At 63.4% G+C, this 19556-nt stretch carries 14 protein-coding genes and 1 tRNA gene; 9 read left to right on the plus strand and 6 right to left on the minus strand.

Annotated elements, in window-relative coordinates; all coding sequences use genetic code 11:
- Positions 1-48: 48 nt before the first annotated feature.
- Complete coding sequence (locus NKH41_RS01420; protein ID WP_352769246.1) at positions 49-5760, minus strand: HAMP domain-containing protein; 5712 nt, start codon at positions 5758-5760, stop codon at positions 49-51.
- A gap of 44 nt (positions 5761-5804) precedes the next feature.
- Here NKH41_RS01420 and NKH41_RS01425 point away from each other — a divergent pair, with 44 nt between their 5' ends.
- Positions 5805-6353 carry a hypothetical protein gene (locus NKH41_RS01425; RefSeq protein ID WP_352767277.1) on the plus strand — a complete coding sequence of 183 codons (549 nt, stop codon included), beginning with the start codon at positions 5805-5807 and terminating at the stop codon, positions 6351-6353.
- Positions 6354-6583: 230 nt separating this feature from the next.
- Here NKH41_RS01425 and NKH41_RS01430 read toward each other — a convergent pair.
- Positions 6584-6659 (minus strand) — tRNA-Ala (locus tag NKH41_RS01430).
- Between the two features lie 163 nt (positions 6660-6822).
- Complete coding sequence (locus tag NKH41_RS01435; RefSeq protein ID WP_352769041.1) at positions 6823-7212, minus strand: TIGR02300 family protein; 390 nt, start codon at positions 7210-7212, stop codon at positions 6823-6825.
- Between the two features lie 194 nt (positions 7213-7406).
- On the opposite strand from NKH41_RS01435, the gene aroA reads away from it, so the two are divergent.
- The 3 genes from aroA to rpsA all read left to right on the plus strand — a co-directional run bounded on the left by aroA (position 7407) and on the right by rpsA (position 11591).
- Positions 7407-8765, plus strand: coding sequence for a 3-phosphoshikimate 1-carboxyvinyltransferase (aroA, locus tag NKH41_RS01440; protein ID WP_352769039.1), 1359 nt, complete (start codon positions 7407-7409; stop codon positions 8763-8765).
- Between the two features lie 273 nt (positions 8766-9038).
- Positions 9039-9689, plus strand: a complete 651-nt coding sequence (gene cmk / locus NKH41_RS01445) for a (d)CMP kinase (protein ID WP_352681469.1) — start codon at positions 9039-9041, stop codon at positions 9687-9689.
- Positions 9690-9893: 204 nt separating this feature from the next.
- Positions 9894-11591: a 30S ribosomal protein S1 gene (rpsA, locus tag NKH41_RS01450; RefSeq protein ID WP_023676278.1), complete on the plus strand. Its 1698-nt coding sequence runs from the start codon at positions 9894-9896 to the stop codon at positions 11589-11591.
- A 107-nt stretch (positions 11592-11698) separates the two neighbouring features.
- Here rpsA and NKH41_RS01455 read toward each other — a convergent pair whose 3' ends face one another.
- The 3 genes from NKH41_RS01455 to NKH41_RS01465 are packed head-to-tail and all read right to left on the minus strand — an operon-like array spanning position 11699 to position 14889.
- On the minus strand, positions 11699-12406 hold the full coding sequence (locus tag NKH41_RS01455; RefSeq protein WP_023676277.1) for an SDR family NAD(P)-dependent oxidoreductase: 708 nt from the start codon (positions 12404-12406) through the stop codon (positions 11699-11701).
- Positions 12407-12463: 57 nt separating this feature from the next.
- Entirely contained in the window at positions 12464-14044 is a 1581-nt protein-coding gene (locus tag NKH41_RS01460) for a 5-guanidino-2-oxopentanoate decarboxylase (RefSeq protein ID WP_352769037.1), read from the minus strand.
- A complete protein-coding gene (locus NKH41_RS01465) occupies positions 14041-14889 on the minus strand; it encodes a dimethylarginine dimethylaminohydrolase family protein (RefSeq protein WP_352769243.1) in 849 nt (282 codons plus the stop codon). Before NKH41_RS01465 ends, NKH41_RS01460 begins: the two co-directional genes overlap by 4 nt.
- A gap of 218 nt (positions 14890-15107) precedes the next feature.
- Here NKH41_RS01465 and NKH41_RS01470 point away from each other — a divergent pair, with 218 nt between their 5' ends.
- The 5 genes from NKH41_RS01470 (at position 15108) to NKH41_RS01490 (ending at position 19555) form a co-directional block, all read left to right on the plus strand.
- Entirely contained in the window at positions 15108-15917 is an 810-nt protein-coding gene (locus tag NKH41_RS01470) for an ABC transporter ATP-binding protein (RefSeq protein WP_023676274.1), read from the plus strand.
- Between the two features lie 51 nt (positions 15918-15968).
- On the plus strand, positions 15969-16763 hold the full coding sequence (locus NKH41_RS01475) for a transporter substrate-binding domain-containing protein (RefSeq protein WP_352469896.1): 795 nt from the start codon (positions 15969-15971) through the stop codon (positions 16761-16763).
- Between the two features lie 211 nt (positions 16764-16974).
- A complete protein-coding gene (locus tag NKH41_RS01480) occupies positions 16975-17640 on the plus strand; it encodes an ABC transporter permease (RefSeq protein ID WP_352769241.1) in 666 nt (221 codons plus the stop codon).
- A gap of 14 nt (positions 17641-17654) precedes the next feature.
- The gene (locus tag NKH41_RS01485) at positions 17655-18461 is read left to right on the plus strand and encodes an ABC transporter permease (RefSeq protein WP_352470176.1); all 807 of its coding nucleotides are present in this window, start codon (positions 17655-17657) and stop codon (positions 18459-18461) included.
- Between the two features lie 92 nt (positions 18462-18553).
- Positions 18554-19555, plus strand: coding sequence for an Ldh family oxidoreductase (locus tag NKH41_RS01490; RefSeq protein WP_352769034.1), 1002 nt, complete (start codon positions 18554-18556; stop codon positions 19553-19555).
- Position 19556 lies beyond the last annotated feature (1 nt).

Genomic DNA, 19556 nt, shown 5'->3' on the forward strand with positions numbered 1-19556 from the left:
TCCAGCTTCCTTGCTCCGTTTCTCGACAGTTTCTGCATCGAGCGGCCGTCAGTTCACTGCCATGAGCGTCTTTTCCGGACCATGAACACGGGATCGCGAACGGCCGATCCAGACACGCAGCAATGCCAGCAGCAGATCAAGGTCGACAGGCTTGGCGATGTAGTCGGAGGCGCCGGCGTCGAGGCACTTCTGCCGGTCGCCCTTCATTGCCTTGGCTGTGACCGAGATCAACGGGATATGGGCGATCGCCGGCATGCTGCGGATCTGCCGCATCGTCTCGTAGCCATCCATTTCCGGCATCATGATATCGATCAGTGCCGCATCGATGTCCGGGCTCTGCTCCAGAAGCGCGATACCTTCCCGGCCACGCTCCGCATGCAGCACCTGGATGTCATAGGTCTCGAGAACGCTGGTGAGTGAATAGATGTTGCGGATGTCGTCGTCGACGATGAGGACCTTTGCGCCGGCGAGGTCGAACTTGTCCGGCTGTTCGGCTGCCGCACTATTGTTGTCGTGGCCCCGCCCCGGGAGCGTCGCGGATATCAGGAGAGCCAGCTGCGCGAAATTCTCCGCCCGGGGAACGTCCGCCAATGCCGGATGCAAGGCAAGCGACTGTTGCAGCGCTTCCGGATGAGGCGCAAAGAACAGCAGCCGCGACACCGACTGTCCGAACAGGACGGCAATCTCATCCAGCATCTGGGCGTTGTCCTTGGCCGAGCGGCCAAAGCCGAGCACAACGGCATCATAGCCGGCGATGCCGATATCGTCCGCATTCGCGGCGACGCGGCCGATCGCCATGACCGAGGTGACGCCGTCGCGAATCGCGTCGATCAGCGAAAGGCGGCGCTCGGGATCGGGATCGGCAATCAGGACGCGGCGCTGGACGCGGAGCTTTCTGGAATGAATGTCGTGGAAGACCTTCATCAGTTCGTCCGACGATACGGGCTTGGTTGAAATGCTGGATGCACCCTTGCGGGCAAGCACCTCGATGTCTTCGGCGCCCGAGATGACATGAACGGGAATGTCCTTGGTTTTCGGGTCATGGCGAAGCAGATCGAACAACACCCAGCCGTCGATATCCGATAGTCCGAGATCGAGCGTAATCGCGTCGGGAACCAGCTTGCGTGCCAAAGCCAGCGTGCCGGAGCCCGCGGTCGACAGGACGCCTTTCAGCCCGGCCGAACGTGCAAGGCCGAGCAGCAAACCGCCGAAGGTCGGATCGTCCTCGACGATCAGCACGACCCGATCTTCCGACGAGATCGTGTCGCGGTCATCGAGCAATTCGGAGGACGGCGGGCTCGGCTGCGCCGTCGTCGCGGCCACCTCCATCGCCGGCAGCAACGCCGCTTGCGGGGCCAAGGCCATCCGGGGTCCGTCGAATGGAATGACCAGAGTGAACGTCGAACCCTTGCCCGGCGTGCTCTCGACCCGCAATTCGCCGCCGAGCAGCCGGGCAATCTCCCGGCTGATCGAGAGCCCAAGCCCAGTGCCGCCATATTTGCGGCTTGTTGTGCCGTCGGCCTGCTGGAAGGCTTCGAAGATCAGCTTCTGCTTGTCCTGCGGAATACCGATGCCGGTATCGCTGACGACGATCGCGAGCGCCTCCATCGGTTGCGCCGAACCGTTGTGACGGCCCGCCTTTTCGGCCCGGAAATTCAAGCGGACCTCGCCTTGCGAGGTGAACTTGAACGCGTTCGACAAAAGGTTGAGCACGATTTGCTGCAATCGCTTCTCGTCGGTGCGGACGGTCTCCGGAAGCTCGGGATCGACGTTGATGGTGAAGCCAAGCCCCTTGTCGGTCGCCAGCTGCCGGAAGGTTCGCTCCATGTGCTGGCGAAGATGCACCACCGGCATGTCGTTGATGTCGATCGAGACGGTGCCCGATTCGATCTTCGACAGGTCGAGGATGTCGTTGATCAGGCTCAAAAGGTCGGTGCCGGCCGAATTGATGGTGCGCGCGAACTCGACCTGCTTGTCGTTGAGATTGCCCTGCTGGTTGGTTGCGAGCAGGTTTGAAAGGATGAGCAGCGAGTTCAGCGGCGTGCGCAGTTCGTGGCTCATATTGGCGAGGAATTCCGACTTGTATTTCGAGGTAAGCGCCAGCTGCTCGGCCTTCTCCTCCAGCGCCCGCCGCGCCATCTCGATTTCCAGGTTCTTGTTCTCCACCTGCTTCTTTTCGTTCTCGAGCAGCTGCGCCTTTTCCTGCAGCTCCTCGTTGGTGGCGTGCAGCTCCTCCTGCTTCTTGGTCAGTTCGGTCTGACGCGCCTGCAATTCCGAGGTCAGCAGCTGCGACTGCTTGAGCAGGCCTTCGGTGCGCATGGTGGCGGCGATGGTGTTGAGAACGATGCCGACGGATTCCATCAGCTGGTTGAGGAACGACTGGTGCGTGTCGCGGAATTCGCTGAACGAGGCGAGTTCGATGACGGCCTTCACCTCGTCCTCGAACAGAGCCGGAAGAATGATCACGTTCGCCGGCGCGGCATTGCCAAGGCCGGAGGTAACGCGCAGGAAATTCGGCGGCACATTGTCCAGCATGATGGCGCGCTTGTCGGCGGCACTCTGCCCGACAAGCCCTTCACGCAGATCGAGGCGTTGCTTGATTTCCGCCTTGCTTTCGGCGCCATAGGAGGCGGCGAGCTCCAGATAGAATTCATCCTCGTCGCGGTTGGTCACATAGAACACGCCATATTGCGCATTCACCAGCGGGGCGAGTTCGGACATGATGAGGCGCGAGACCGTGGCCAGGTCACGCTCGCCCTGCAGCATGCGCGAGAAGCGGGCGAGATTGGTCTTCAGCCAGTCCTGCTCGGCATTCTTCAGCGTCTGGTCCTTCAGATTGCGGATCATCTCGTTGATGTTGTCTTTCAGCGCCGCCACCTCGCCGGAGGCCTGGACGCTGATCGAGCGGGTCAGATCGCCCTTGGTCACCGCCGTCGACACCTCGGCGATGGCGCGCACCTGGGTGGTCAGGTTGGCCGCGAGCTGATTGACGTTGTCGGTCAGGTCGCGCCAAAGGCCGGCAGCGCCGGGCACCCGGGCCTGGCCGCCGAGCTTGCCTTCGATGCCCACTTCGCGGGCGACGTTGGTCACCTGGTCGGCGAAGGTCGCCAGCGTCTCGATCATGCCGTTGATGGTGTCGGCGAGCGAGGCGATCTCGCCCTTGGCATCGACCGTCAGCTTGCGCTTGAGATTGCCTTGCGCGACCGCGGTCACGACATCGGCGATGCCGCGCACCTGGTTGGTCAGGTTCGTCGCCATCAGATTGACGTTGTCGGTCAGGTCCTTCCAGGTGCCGGCGACGCCCTCGACCCGCGCCTGGCCGCCGAGCTTGCCCTCGGTGCCGACCTCGCGGGCGACACGCGTCACTTCGCCGGCAAAGGAGTTCAGCTGGTCGACCATGGTGTTGATCGTCGATTTCAGCTCCAGGATCTCGCCCTTGACGTCGACGGTGATCTTCTTCGACAGGTCGCCGCGCGCCACAGCGGTGGTCACCTCGGCGATGTTGCGGACCTGGCCGGTCAGGTTCTCGGCCATCGAATTCACATTGTCGGTCAGATCCTTCCAGGTGCCGGCAACGCCGCGCACCTGCGCCTGGCCGCCGAGCTTGCCTTCGGTGCCGACCTCGCGCGCCACGCGCGTCACCTCCGAGGCAAAGGAATTCAGCTGGTCGACCATCGTATTGATGGTGTCCTTCAGCTCGAGGATCTCGCCGCGCACATCGACGGTGATCTTCTTCGACAGGTCGCCCAGCGCCACTGCCGTCGTCACCTCGGCGATGTTGCGCACCTGGCCGGTCAGATTGGCGGCCATCGCATTGACGTTGTCGGTCAGGTCTTTCCAGGTACCGGCAACACCGCGCACCTGCGCCTGGCCGCCGAGCTTGCCGTCCGAACCGACTTCGCGCGCCACGCGCGTCACCTCGGAGGCGAAGGAATTCAGCTGGTCGACCATCGTATTGATGACGTCCTTGATCTGCAGGATCTCGCCCAATGCATCGACGGTGATCTTCTGGGTCAGGTCGCCGGTCGCAATCGCGGTTGCTACCTTGGAGACGTCGCGTAATTGCACGGTCAGATTGCCGGCCATGGCATTGACGTTGTCGGTCAAATCTTTCCAGGTGCCGCCGACGCCCTCGACATGCGCCTGACCGCCGAGCTTGCCCTCCGACCCCACTTCGCGCGCCACACGCGTCACTTCCGAGGCGAAGGAATTGAGCTGATCGACCATCGTGTTGACGGTGTCCTTGAGCTCGAGGATTTCGCCCTTGACGTCGACGGTGATCTTCTTCGACAGGTCGCCGCGGGCAACGGCGGTCGTCACCTCGGCGATGTTGCGGACCTGGCCGGTCAGGTTGGCGGCCATCAGGTTGACGTTATCGGTCAGGTCCTTCCAGGTGCCGCCGACGCCCTTCACCTCGGCCTGGCCGCCGAGCTTGCCTTCGGTTCCGACCTCGCGCGCCACACGCGTCACTTCCGAGGCGAAGGAATTGAGCTGGTCGACCATCGTGTTGATGGTGTCCTTGAGCTCGAGGATTTCGCCCTGCACGGCGACGGTGATCTTCTTCGACAAGTCGCCCGAAGCGACCGCAGTCGTCACCTCGGCGATGTTGCGGACCTGGCCGGTCAGGTTCTCGGCCATCGAATTGACGTTGTCGGTCAAGTCCTTCCAGGTGCCGGCGACGCCGCGCACCTGAGCCTGGCCGCCGAGCTTGCCCTCGGTGCCGACCTCGCGGGCGACACGCGTCACTTCGCCGGCAAATGAGTTCAGCTGGTCGACCATGGTGTTGATGGTCGATTTCAGTTCGAGGATCTCGCCCTTGACGTCGACCGTGATTTTCTTCGACAGGTCGCCAAGCGCCACGGCCGTGGTCACCTCGGCGATATTGCGCACCTGGCCTGTCAGATTTTCGGCCATCAGGTTCACGTTGTCGGTCAGGTCCTTCCAGGTGCCGCCGACACCTTCGACGCGCGCCTGACCGCCGAGCTTGCCTTCTGTACCGACTTCGCGCGCGACGCGCGTCACTTCCGAGGCGAAGGAATTGAGCTGGTCGACCATCGTGTTGATGGTGTTCTTGAGTTCGAGGATTTCGCCTTTCACATCGACGGTAATCTTCTTCGACAGGTCGCCGGAAGCGACGGCGGTCGTCACCTCGGCGATGTTGCGCACCTGCCCGGTCAGGTTCGTCGCCATGGCGTTGACGTTGTCGGTCAGGTCCTTCCAGGTTCCGGCCACACCTTTCACGCGAGCCTGGCCGCCCAGCTTGCCTTCGGTGCCGACCTCGCGCGCCACGCGCGTCACTTCCGAGGCGAAGGAGGCCAGTTGCCCGACCATGGTGTTGACGATCTTGCCGATGCGCAGAAACTCGCCGCGCAGCTGCCGGCCGTCGATTTCGACCATCATCGTCTGCGACAGGTCACCCTTGGCCACCGCGCCGATGACGCGCGCCACTTCGGCCGTCGGCTGAACCATGTCCTCGATCAGATCGTTGACGGAACGGACGCTCGATTCCCAACTGCCGGTGGCGTTGCGGACACGGCCGCGTTCGCCGATCCGGCCATCCTTGCCGACGACCTTGCTGAGGCGTTCGAACTCGCGCGTGACCTGATCGTTGAGTTCTACGATTTCGTTGAAGGTGTCGGCGATCTCGGAATCAAGGCCGGCGTAGACATTGTCGATACGAACGGAGAAATCACCGCTCCGAAAAGCCTTCAGCGCGTTCAGTATTTGACGACGGTCCAATTGCCTTGTGGATGCAAGCACGCTCACAGCGCCCCTCCCAGCTCACGGATTTCTTGAATGTCCTGGTGAAACTGTCCCCTGCGGCCGACACAACTCCCCGCAAGCGCAAGAACGCGGCATGCTCGATTTGGTTCCAGACGAAATTGCCGCTATGCGGCAGGAATTTCGCAGCCGCATTCACGAAACGACGAGCAACAAAGATCCATAATGATTGTATCGATCAATATTTCTGCCCAACGGAACATCTCGAAAAAACTCTCGTTGGTATAGATCGCGATCCAGCGATGCAACTCGATGGAGACACTAAGATGATGAAAATTCTCTCTGCATCCCTACTTGCTATCGGCCTGGCCACATCTGCCATGGCACAATCCATGGGCTCCGGGACCGGTAGCGCCGATGGCAATACCGGCGTCAACACAGGCACTTCCGGCGGCAACACCGGGACCGGCAGCGCAACTACCCCGAACACGATCGATCCGAACGCAACGAACGCCACCACGCCGCAGACAAACGGTATGGAGGACCGCTGTAAGGATACGGCGAGCAGCGATACCGACAACAATACCCCCAGCGGCGCCATGACGTCGGATATGCAGAACTGCAACAAGTAACGGAGTTTTGCCCAGCGGTCATTTCAGCCCGCGGCCTGGTCCAGACCGGTGCTCGCGGTTCAAACCACAGCCAGAAATATGCACAGACCGGGCACGGGCTCATTACTTCTGAATGGATCGGCGAGCCCAAGCCGGGCGGCCGATTAACTAGTCTCAGCTAGGTTCTGCGATAGGCGGCGGCCAGCCCGGACGGGCGGGGCGGCCGTTCTGCTGATTTTCGCGGAGAGAACTGGTGGAGCCAATCGGAATCGAACCGACGACCTCTTGAATGCCATTCAAGCGCTCTCCCAACTGAGCTATGGCCCCACTCCGGCAGTTCACCGGCGCCGTTTCCGGCGAAGAGATCCGGCGCGGGTTCTAGACCGCGCCGTTAGTGAAGGCGGCTTCTAACCCCGCCTTCAGTCAATATCAAGCCTTCAAGAACCGCTTTTTCTAGGCAGCGCCGCGAAAGCCGGCGAATGCGGTTCGCTCAGACCTCGTCGTCGTCTTCGCCGACGCCGATCATGTCGGCAACGTCGTCGTCTTCTTCCTCCTCGTCGGCGAGGAACGTGTCATCCTCGTCATCGCCAAGGTCGACGTCGTCCTCGTCGTCGCCGAGATCGGGAAGCTCGTCGGTCTTCGCGTCCTCGTCCGCCTCTTCGAGCGAGACGACCTCGACGCCCTCTTCCTCCTCGGCGTCCACTTCCTTCTCGGCAACTTCCTCTTCCTCCTCGAGGGCGGCGATCTTGCCTTCTTCGAAATAGGAGCGCGGATAGCTCTTGCCCGTGTAAGGCGAGACGATCGGGTCCTTGTTCAAGTCATAGAATTTTCGACCTGTCTCCGGGTCGATGCGTTTGGTGCCAAGTTCGGGTTTTGCCACAGCAAGCCTCGTCGATGAAAGTTTGGTCCCCTTAACCAGAGTTTACGGCGCTGTCAAAGCGAAAAGCCGGCGTCCCAAAAAGCTTGAATTCGAAGGCCTTCATACCAAGGGGATGACCATTTCGGCACGCCATGATAGGAGACCCCGCAAACCAGCAGAAAATGGCCGGCCGCCGGCGTTTCCAGGAAAGAACCATGTCGCACACTGCCGCCCCGAAGCAGGCCACCGCCCGCAAATCATCTGGCCTTTCAGGCGCGGCACGGGTGCCGGGCGACAAGTCGATCTCGCACCGCTCGTTCATGTTCGGTGGCCTGGCCTCCGGCGAAACCCGCATCACCGGGCTGCTGGAAGGCGAGGATGTGATGCGTACGGGCGCTGCCATGAAGGCCATGGGCGCCCATATCGAGAAGCATGGCGCTGAGTGGGTGATCCGCGGTACCGGCAACGGCGCGCTGCTGCAGCCGGAAGGCCCGCTCGATTTCGGCAATGCCGGCACCGGCTCACGCCTCACCATGGGCCTGGTCGGCACCTATGACATGGAAACCACCTTCATCGGCGACGCCTCGCTGTCCGGCCGGCCGATGGGCCGGGTGCTCGAGCCGCTCCGCCAGATGGGCGTGCAGGTGCTGAAGGCGACGCCCGGCGACCGCATGCCGATCACGCTGCACGGGCCCAAGCACGCCGCTCCGATCACCTACCGCGTGCCGATGGCATCGGCACAGGTCAAGTCGGCGGTGCTGCTGGCTGGGCTGAACACGCCGGGCATCACCACCGTCATCGAGCCGGTTATGACGCGCGACCACACCGAAAAGATGCTCAAGGGGTTCGGCGCCAATCTGTCGGTCGAGACCGACGAGCGCGGCGTGCGCCACATTTTCATCGAAGGCCAGGCCAAGCTCACGGGGCAGACGATCGCAGTGCCTGGCGACCCCTCCTCGGCCGGCTTCCCGCTGGTGGCGGCGCTGATCGTGCCCGGCTCGGACATTACAATCGAAAACGTGCTGATGAACCCGACCCGCACCGGACTTCTGTTGACGCTGCAGGAAATGGGCGCGCGCATCGACATAATCGACCCGCGCAACGAAGGCGGCGAGGATGTCGCCGATCTGCGCGTGCGCTATTCCGAGCTGAAGGGCGTCACCGTGCCGCCCGAACGGGCGCCGACCATGATCGACGAGTATCCGGTGCTTGCCGTGGCGGCGAGCTTCGCCGAGGGCGAAACGCTGATGCTCGGGCTGGAAGAGCTGCGCGTGAAGGAATCCGACCGGCTGTCGGCGGTCGCCAACGGGCTGAAGCTCAACGGCGTCGACTGCACCGAGGGCGAGGCCTCGCTTGTCGTGCGCGGAAAACCCGGCGGCAAGGGCCTCGGCCAGCATCCCAACGGACAGGGCACCATCGTCCAGACCCATCTCGACCACCGCATCGCCATGAGCTTTCTGGTGATGGGGCTGGCGACGGAAAAACCGGTGACCATCGACGATCAGGCGATGATCGCAACGAGTTTTCCGGAGTTTATGGGGCTGATGAAGGGGCTTGGGGCGGAGATCGAGTAGCTTGATGGCAATCAATAGCCTTGGGGGTTGGGGCCAAACTGGAACGTCGGCGGGACAGCGCCCCCCTCTGTCCTGCCGGACATCTCCCCCACAAGGAGGGAGATTGGCAGCTTCGGCGCTCCGCTCAATCCTGCGACGTAGACAATTGGCGAAAGCCGCGATGGCCGCCGATCTCCCCCCGAGTGGGGGAGATGTCCGGCAGGACAGAGGGGGGCGCGAAGGATCGCCACGCCTATCTGGATCATTGCGCTTTTCGATTCCGGTGGGCGGCCAATGACCCCAACCTTCACCATCGCCATCGACGGCCCTGCCGGCGCCGGCAAAGGCACCCTCGCCCGACGGCTCGCCGACCATTACCGGCTGAACCTGCTCGATACCGGCCTTACCTATCGCGCGGTGGCGCATGCGCTGCTCCGGCTCGGCCTGCCGCTCGACAATGTTTCGGCCGCTGAAACCGCGGCCCGGCAGGTCGATCTGGCAAAGCTCGACCGCGCAGTGCTTTCGGCACACGCCGTTGGCGAGGCGGCTTCGAAAGTGGCAGTGATCCCGTCGGTGCGGCGCATCCTGGTCGAGAAACAGCGCGACTTCGCAAGAACACCGCCTGGCGCGGTGCTCGACGGCCGCGACATCGGCACCGTCGTCTGTCCCGATGCCGACGTAAAACTCTATGTCACGGCAAGTGCCGAGGTGCGGGCAAAGCGGCGGCTGGATGAAATCGAGAGCATCGGCGGCACTGCCAATTTCGACGAAATCCTTGCCGATATCGTGCGCCGCGACGAGCGCGATATGGGCCGCATGGACTCACCCTTGAAGCCGGCCGCCGATGCGCACTTGCTCGACACGTCGGAAATGGCTATAGAAGCCGCGTTTCTGGCAGCTCGGGCGATCATCGACGATGTCCTGGCCAAGAGAAACGAAGCCTGAGCCGGGTTTTCCTGCCGCCGCCGATTGCCGGCGACAAAAAGAATTCCCATATCGGGCATGAACCAGCCTGTCAGCATTCTTCATGCGCCGGAATTGCCGCTCAAGGGCGGCCAAGGGCTTTTGCCCGGAACGCCGGCAGGCCAACGCAACGCTAACCCACGGCGCCCGCCCCGCGACAGATTGCGGGGCATTCCAGGAGAAACTATGTCAGTTGCAAATCCCACTCGCGATGATTTCGCGAGCCTGCTCGAAGAATCATTTTCCGCCGGCCATTCCGGCGAAGGCCAGGTCGTCAAGGGCATCATCACCGCCATTGAGAAGGACATGGCCATCATCGACGTCGGCCTCAAGGTCGAAGGCCGCGTGCCGCTGAAGGAATTCGGCGTCAAGGGCAAGGACACGACGCTCAAGGTCGGCGACACGGTCGAGGTCTATGTCGAGCGTATCGAGAACGCGCTTGGCGAAGCCATGCTGTCGCGCGAAAAGGCCCGCCGCGAAGAGAGCTGGGTCCGTCTCGAAGAGAAGTTCACCAAGGGCGAACGCGTCGAAGGCGTCATCTTCAACCAGGTCAAGGGCGGCTTCACCGTCGACCTCGACGGTGCCGTGGCCTTCCTGCCGCGCAGCCAGGTCGATATCCGCCCGATCCGCGACGTCTCGCCGCTGATGCACAACCCGCAGCCCTTCGAGATCCTCAAGATGGATCGCCGCCGCGGCAACATCGTGGTGTCGCGCCGCACCGTGCTTGAGGAAAGCCGCGCCGAACAGCGTTCGGAAATCGTGCAGAATCTCGAAGAAGGCCAGGTGGTCGAAGGCGTCGTCAAGAACATCACCGACTATGGTGCGTTCGTCGACCTCGGCGGCATCGACGGCCTGCTGCACGTCACCGACATGGCATGGCGCCGCGTCAACCATCCGACCGAAATCCTCAATATCGGCCAGACGGTCAAGGTGCAGATCATCCGCATTAACCAGGAAACCCACCGCATCTCGCTCGGCATGAAGCAGCTCGAGAGCGATCCGTGGTCCGAGATCGGCACCAAGTTCCCGATCGGCAAGAAGATCAAGGGTACCGTCACCAACATCACCGACTACGGCGCATTCGTCGAGCTGGAGCCGGGCATCGAAGGCCTCATCCACGTTTCGGAAATGTCGTGGACCAAGAAGAACGTGCATCCCGGCAAGATCCTGTCGACAACGCAGGAAGTCGACGTGGTGGTGCTCGAAGTCGATCCGGCCAAGCGCCGCATCTCGCTCGGCCTCAAGCAGACGCTGGAGAACCCGTGGGAAGCCTTCGCGCGCAGCCATCCGGTCGGAAGCCAGGTTGAGGGCGAGGTCAAGAACAAGACCGAGTTCGGCCTGTTCATCGGCCTCGAAGGCGACGTCGACGGCATGGTCCACCTTTCCGACCTCGACTGGACCCGTCCGGGCGAGCAGGTGATCGAGGAGTACAATCGCGGCGACATGGTCAAGGCGCAGGTGCTCGACGTCGACATAGACAAGGAGCGCATCTCGCTCGGCATCAAGCAGCTGGCCAAGGACACGGTCGGCGAAGCAGCGACGTCAGGCGAACTGCGCAAGAACGCAGTCGTCACCTGCGAGGTTATCGGCGTGAAGGATGGCGGTCTGGAAGTGCGGCTGGTCGACAGCGGCATCGAGACCTTCATCAAGCGCTCCGACCTCAGCCGTGACCGCGACGAGCAGCGCCCCGAGCGCTTCACCGTCGGCCAGAAAGTCGACGCCCGCGTCATCGCCTTCGACAAGAAGACCCGCAAGCTGCAGGTCTCGATCAAGGCGCTGGAAATCGCCGAAGAGAAGGAAGCGGTCGCTCAGTACGGCTCAACCGATTCCGGCGCTTCGCTGGGCGATATTTTGGGTGCCGCGCTGAAGAAGCAGGGCAGCTAAGCCAACACCGCGCCTCGCGCGGGTTATAAAACGAAACAAAAAGCCCCGCCGGAACGATCCGGCGGGGCTTTTGCTTGTGACCCTTTGCTTGCGAACGGACCGCAGGCTCAGGCCCGGCCGTAGAGTGGCACCAGCGTGCCGCTGATCGCCATGTTGGCCGGCGAGGCAAGGTAGGCAATGGCCTCGGCCGCCGCTTCAAGGCTGACCCATCTGCTGAAATCTGCGTTCGGCATGTCAGCCCGGTTGGCCGGCGTGTCGAGCGTCGAAGGCGCCACGGCGTTGACCAGGATGCCGTTGCCCTTCAGCTCTTCGGCTATCGCCACGGTCATCGCGGCGACTGCCGCCTTGGCGGCGGCGTAGGCCACCTTGCCGGAGCCGCGCCGCGGATCGAGCCCGGCTCGCGCGGTGACATTGACGATGCGGCCCGGCACGGAAGATCCCAGCATCGAGCGTATCGCCGCGCGGCAGCACAGAAAGGTGGTGCGGGCATTGGTGTCCATCATCTCGGCGAAGGAGGCGGGTTCGATCTTCTCGACCGGCGCCGCGGTGAAGCCGCCGGCAAGATGCACCGATGCCCATAAATCTGGAACGCTGGCATAGAAGGCGTCGACCTTGGCAGGGTCGGCAAGGTCGACATTGTGCGCCAGCCTGACGCGGTCATGCGCCGGAAAGGGAAAATGCGCAGGCGCGGCAGCGTGGGCATTGGGCACATGGCAGATCGCGCCCTGCTCCAGCAGTTTTCCTACGACCGCGCCGCCAAGGGCACCGGTGCCGCCGGTCACCACGATATGTCTGCCGTCCAGTGTTTCCGTCATATTCGACCGCTCCGTCATTGCGCGCCGCCGATGCGGAAGGTCGCGCCTTTCGCGCGATCACTCAACCGAAATCTCGATGACGTAAGGTCGTGCAGTCGCCCGCGCGCGCCCAAGCGCGTCCGCCAAGCCGCCGGTGCCGGAAATCCGCTCGGCGGCAATGCCGTAGGCTTCGGCCAATTTGCAGAAATCCGGCGGTGCCGGGGAGACGCCGACCGGCTCGACGCCGACGTCGAGCATCGAGGTTTCGATCTCGCGGTAGCCACGATTGTTCCAGACGGCGAAGATCACCGGCGCCGCCGCGTCGAGCGCGGCGCCCAGTTCCGGCAGGGTGAACTGGAAGCCGCCGTCGCCGGTGAGGCAAACGACCGGCGCCTCAGGCCTGGCAAGGACGGCACCGATCGCCGCCGGCGGGCCATAGCCAAGCGCGCCGAAGCCGGTGGCGGCGTTGAACCAGCCGCCCGGCCGGTCGTGATCGTAATAGAGGTTGGCGGCGTAGACCGGCTGGGTCGAATCGCCGACGATGATCGCGCCAGGCAGCGCATCGCGGATCGTCTCGACGGCGCGCAGTTGCGCCTGCATAGCCGGGCCGATCTCGGCAAAGGCCGCTTGCCGCGTCGCGGCGGCGCGAGCGGCGCCGTCGACCGATTGCGCCTGGCCCGTGCCGAGTTCGGCACGCAGCGCCTCGAGCGCTGCACCGCAATCGGCCTGGATCGAAATCCGAGCCGGCCGGCGGGCAAGCTGGTCGGCGCCGATGTCGATGCGGATCAGATTGGCAGGCAGGACAAAACCGCCGTCGCCATAGCCATCATAGTCGGTCGGACCGAATTCGGTGCCAGCGGCAATGACCAGGTCGGCGCCGGCCATCAGCGCACGCACCGCCTTCAGGCTGGGGCTGGCCGGCACGCCAAGCGGATGGCGATAGAGCAGGCCGCGCGCATTGGCAGTCTGGACGACCGGCGCTCCCAACCTCTCGGCCAGGCGCTGCAACGGCGCTTCGGCAGCTTTGGCGCCGCCGCCGGCAAGGATAAGCGGCCGGCGGGCAGACGCGCATAGCCTTGCCGCCTCGGCAATCGCCGCTACATCCGGCTCGGGCGGCGCTGAATTCCGCAGCAGCGGCACGATGCCGTTGGCCGGCATGGTCATGACATCGGTCGGGATCTCAATATGCACGGGACCCGGACGCGAGGATGAAAACAGCGCAAAGGCGCGGGCGAGCACGCCGGGCAGTTCGCCGGCCTCGGTGACACGGTGCGAAAACAGCGCCACCTTCTCCATCATGCCGCGCTGGTCCGGCAGTTCATGCAGATGGCCAAGGCCTTTGCCCAGCGTCGGTGTGGCGTTGACGCCCGAGATTACCAGCATCGGCACCGAATCGGCGCGCGCCTGGCCCATGGCGGTGATGGTGTTGGTCAGCCCCGGCCCGGTGATGACGAAGGCGATACCCGGCCTGCCGCTGGCGCGCGCATAGCCGTCAGCCATGAAGCCGGCGCCCTGCTCGTGGCGCGGCGTGACGTGACGGATCTTCGATCGCGCAAGCCCGCGATAGAGCTCGACCGTGTGTACGCCGGGAATGCCGAAGACGGTGTCGACGCCGTGCGCTTCGAGCAAGGTGATGAGCGCTTCGCCGATGGTCGTCATTGTCTTAACACCGGGCGCGTGAGGCAGGTAGGGCCGCCCTCGCAGGCAATGCACAGCGCATCGGCCTCGAATGTCGAGACCGTACAGCCGGCGGCTTGCATGGCAGCCGCCGTCTTCGGAAAACCGGCAACGGCGATAACCTGGCGCGGCGCGGTCGGCAGCACGTTGAGGCTGAGCCCATTCGAGGCGAAGAATTCGTCGGCGTCGCCCTCGACCAGCCGAATGGCGCGTTCGCGCAGCATCTGGTGGAAGGCGACCGGCAGGAGGGGCGCATAGACCAGCGCCAGATCGTCTGCGAGCGGGCTGATCACCGACATCAGGTGCAGGCAGGCCTCCTCGCCCTGCCAGAGCGGCAGGTCGAAGCCATAGACCTGGATGCCCTTGGGTGAAAGCAGGTTGGAGAGCTGCTGGATGCCGTGCTGATTGGTGCGCACGCCGCGGCCGATGGCCAGCGTGTTTGCATCCACCCACACGCAGTCGCCGCCCTCGACCTGGCCGGGAGCCTCGATTCGGCCGAGGACGGGGATGCCCATGCGCCCATAGGCTGCCTCGTGGAGGCTGGGCTCGGGCCGGCGCAGCGCCTTGCCCATGGCAAGGATGACCGCGCCATGATCGGTCATCAGCGAGGGATCGTGGGTAAAAACCGAATCGGCAAGCCCGTCGTCGGCGTCACTCAGCCATTCGATTTCGGCGCCTGAGGCCGAAATCAGCCTGGCCAGCGCATCATGCTGGACCGCCGCTTTTTGCGGATTGAAGCCGGGGCCATAGTGCCACTCCAGCGCTTCGGCCCGACGCATGGCGCCGGTAGCGGAGCGCATCAGCACGCGCTGCAGCGTCCCGGCCATCGACTGCGACCCGTATGCTTTGCCCACTAAATTCTCCTGAAACGCGCCCCTCCTGCCAATAGCCACTCGGCAGGCGGTGATCAATGGTCCAAAAAACTGCGGTTGACGGAGACAAGCGGAACGGTCCATCTTGAGAATCGGAACGCTGTCCAGTGACGGGTAATGGGTAAAAAATTCCAGCAAGGACTGCCTCGGCTGCTCCGCGGGGCACCGCGACGATGACAGCGCCGGCCACTGCCCTGAAGCATACGGCGCAGAACGGCGCTGCCGAAGCCATCCACGTCGAGAACCTGCACAAGAATTTCGGCAAGCTGCATGTATTGAAGGGCGTTTCGCTGTCGGCGCGCGATGGCGAGGTGATCGCCATCATTGGCGGCAGCGGCTCGGGCAAATCGACGCTGCTGCGCTGCATCAACTGCCTGGAGAACCCGACCAGCGGCATTATCCGGGTCAATGGCGAAGAGATAAAGCTGAAGGCCGACAGCTACGGCCACACCGTGCCCGCAGACCGCAAGCAGATCGAACGCATCCGCTCCAAGCTTGGCATGGTCTTCCAGAACTTCAATCTGTGGAGCCACATGACGTTGATCGAGAACGTCATCGAGGTTCCCGTGCATGTGCTCGGCGTCAAGCGCGATGTGGCGATCGGCGAGGCGGAAAAATTGCTCGCCCGCGTTGGCTTGGCCGAAAAACGCGACGTCTATCCTGCCTATCTGTCGGGCGGCCAACAGCAGCGCGCCGCGATCGCCAGGGCGCTGGCCATCAATCCGCGCGTCATGCTGTTCGATGAGCCGACTTCGGCGCTCGACCCGGAACTCGTCGGCGAGGTGCTGAAGGTGATCGGCGACCTGGCGCGCGAAGGCCGCACCATGGTGCTGGTCACCCATGAGATGAAGTTTGCCCGCGAGGTCGCGACGCACGTCGTTTACCTCCATAACGGGCTGGTCGAGGAAGAAGGGCCGCCGGAACAGATCTTCGGCGCACCAAAATCCGAAAGGCTGAAGCAGTTCATCCGCAACATCAGTTAAACTGCGGGCGGACGAAAACCGGGAACAACAACAAAACTGGGAGTCATGACGATGAAGATTATTCTCAAGACCTTTGCCGCAGCGCTGCTGGTTGGCGTTGCCGCCATGGGCGTGGCCAAGGCCGATCCGGTCAAGATCGGTGTCGCTGCCGAGCCCTATCCGCCGTTCACCTCGCCGGATGCTTCCGGCAAATGGGTCGGTTGGGAAATCGAATTCATCGACGCTGTCTGCGCCGAAGAGAAGCTCGACTGCGTCATCACGCCGGTCGCCTGGGACGGCATCATCCCGGCGTTGACGACCAAGAAGATCGACGTCATCGCCAGCTCGATGTCGATCACCGACGAACGCAAGAAGACGATCGACTTCTCCGACAAATATTACAACACCCCGACTGCGATCATCGGGCCGAAGGACCAGAAGTTCGGCTCGACACCGGAGGACCTCAAGGGCAAGATCATCGGCGTCCAGGTCTCGACCGTACACGCCGACTACGCCAAGAAGCACTTCGCCGACGCGGCGGAAATCAAGGAATACCAGACCCAGGACGAGGCCAACCAGGATCTTGCCGCCGGCCGGGTCGACGCGGTGCAGGCCGATTCCATCGCCCTCGACGCCTTCCTGAAATCGGACCAGGGCAAGCAATGCTGCGATCTGAAAGGCATGGTCGCGCCGGATCTGGCCATTCTCGGGCCCGGCGTCGGCGCCGGCGTCCGCAAGGAAGACACCGAGTTGAAGGAAAAGATCAACGCCGGTATCAAGGCCATCCGCGCCAACGGCAAATATGACGAGATTTCGAAGAAGTACTTCGACTTTGATATTTACGGCTCCGACACGCAGTCGAACTGACGGCCTCATCCATGAGCGATTAACCACGCGGCCCCGATAGAGCCGCGTGGTTGGTCGAAATCCATCGACGCGAGCTTCCGCGGCGGAAATCGCCGGCGGTTTTAGCGCCAGCAATTCGAGGGCGACGCTGATCGACGCATTTGTTCCGGCTTGGGCCGCCTCTGCCATCGCGCTTCTCTCGCCCGTGCCGCCGGGCTGGGGTGGAACGCTCATCGTCGGGCTGCTCCATACGATCGAGATTGCGGTCGGCGCCACCTGTCTCGGCCTTTTGATCGGCATCGGCGGCGCCTCCGGCAAGCTGTATGGTGGTCCGGTGGTGCGCGATCTCCTGGCAGTCTATACGACCGTCGTGCGCGCCGTGCCGGAGCTGGTGCTGATCCTTCTGCTCTATTACGCCGGCACCGACCTGATCAATCAGATGCTGACGGCAACGGGCTATCAGCGTATGGACATTAGCGGGCTGTCGGCCGGCATTGCCGTGCTCGGCTTCGTCCAGGGCGCCTATTCGACCGAGGTGATCCGCGGCGCGATCCTCGCCATTCCGCAGGGCCAGATCGAAGCCGCGCGCGCCTATGGCATGTCTCCCGGCCTGCTGCTGCGGCGCATCACGCTGCCGGCGATGCTGCCCTTCGCCATACCCGGCCTTGCCAATCTCTGGCTGATCGCCACCAAGGACACAGCCCTGCTGGCGGTCGTCGGCTTTTTCGAGCTGACATTGGCGACACGGCAGGCGGCCGGCGTGACCAAAGCCTATCTGACATTCTTTATCGCCGCCGGCGCGATCTACCTTCTGTTGACGCTGGTTTCGAACCTGATCATCGGCCGCATCGAGACATGGGCCCGCCGCGGCATGCCGTCGCTCAAGGAGGCCCGGTGATGGCTGGCCCGGCGATGACTGGCGAAGCGGCCGTCGAGATAGCCGCACGCGCTTCGCTGTGGCTGAAGCCGCATCGTATCGCGCTGATCCTGATCGCGCTGGGGCTGGTTTTGGCGGCGGCCGTCTTCATGCGCTGGGACTGGCTGCCGAAATATTACGGGATGGGATTGCTCGGCATCTGGCGCGCGCTGTGGATTCTTGCCGTCACCTGCACGCTGGGCTTCCTGCTCGCCATGCCGCTCGGACTGGCACAAGCCGCAGGCTCTTTCTGGTTCGCGGCGCCCGCCAAGGCCTTCTGCACGGTCATCAGGGGAACGCCGCTGCTGCTGCAGCTCTGGTTGCTCTATTACGGGCTGGGCTCGCTGTTTCCACAATATCCATGGATTCGCGAGTCCTGGATGTGGCCCTATCTGAGGCAGGCATGGCCCTATGGCGTGCTCGGGCTGACGCTGTCCTTCGCCGGCTATGAGGGCGAGGTGATGCGAGGCGCTTTTGCCGGCGTACCGAAAGGCCAATTGGAAGCCGCCCGCGCCTTCGGCATGAGCCGCTGGAGGATTTTCCGGCGAATCTGGCTGCCGCAGGCCTTCTACCGCGCGCTGCCGACACTGACGGGCGAAATCGTGCTGCAGCTGAAATCGACGCCGCTGGTGGCGACCATCAGCGTGATCGACATATTCGCCGTCTCTTCAAAGGTGCGTCAGGATACCTACCTCACCTATGAACCCTTGCTGCTCCTGGCGTTGATCTATATGGCGATCACCGGCATCCTCGTCTTCACCCTGGGCAAGATCGAGGCGCGGATTCCGAACAAGATCGGTTAGCGAATAGGGAGTAGTGAATAGCGAATAGTTTTGCTGATTTCCCTACTCGCTACTCCCTATTCGCTACTCGCTGAAATTTCAGGGCAGCTACGATGCAACTCAGTCTCGACCAGGCGACAGGGCTGTGCCGGATGGCCGCACTTGGCGCTGGCGCCAACGAAGAGGCGGCGCAGTCGCTGGCTGCCTCGATCGTCGCGGCCGAGGCGGAAGGACTGTCGACCGTTGGGCTGTCGCACTTCATCGATTATCTCGAAGCGCTGGAAGCCGGCCGCATCGACGGCAACGCCGATCCGGTGATCACCAGGCCGGCGCTCGCGGTCTATCTCTCCGATGCGCGCGGCGGACTGGCGCATACCGGTTTCGACCGCACGATCGATGAACTCGCCAAGGCGGCGCGGCTGTTCGGCGTCGCGATTTTTTCGCAGAAGAATGCCTATACGTGCGGCGCGCTCGGCTATTTCACCGGAAGGCTGGCCACGCAGGGATTGGTGTCGTTCGCCGCCACCAACGGCCCGGCCGTGCTTGCCGGCTCGGGCTCGGTCAAGCCGGTCTACTGCACCAACCCGATGTCCTTTGCGGCACCCGCCGCGGACGGGGCGGCGCTGGTCATCGACCAATCGTCGAGCGCCACCGCCTTCGTCAACATCCGCAAGGCGGCCGAGGACGGCAAGAAGATACCCGAAGGCTGGGCACTGGATGCGAGCGGCAATCCGACCACGGACCCGGCAGCTGCAATGAAGGGCGCCATGCTTGCCTTCGGCGGCCAGCGCGGCGCCAACATCGCGCTGATGGTCGAGGTGCTGGCTGCGGGCCTGTCGGGCGCCAACTGGTCGCTCGATGCGCCATGGTTCAGCGGCGGGCCGGACAGTCCGGGGACCGGCCTGTTCGTGCTTGCCGTCGAGCCCAAGCTGCTCGATCCGGACTTCGAAAAGCGGATGAAGGATCAACTCGACCGGCTGCGGCGGCGCTATGGCGTGCATGTGCCGGGGCGTGCCCGCGCCGAGGCCGCGGAGAAGGCGGCGGCGCGCGGCATAAGCGCGCCGAAAGCCGTGGTGCAGCGCATTTCCGAATTCGCCGCCCGCTATTCGTCCTGAA

It is taken from the genome of Mesorhizobium sp. M1169 (assembly GCF_040318345.1).
GTDB lineage: Bacteria > Pseudomonadota > Alphaproteobacteria > Rhizobiales > Rhizobiaceae > Mesorhizobium.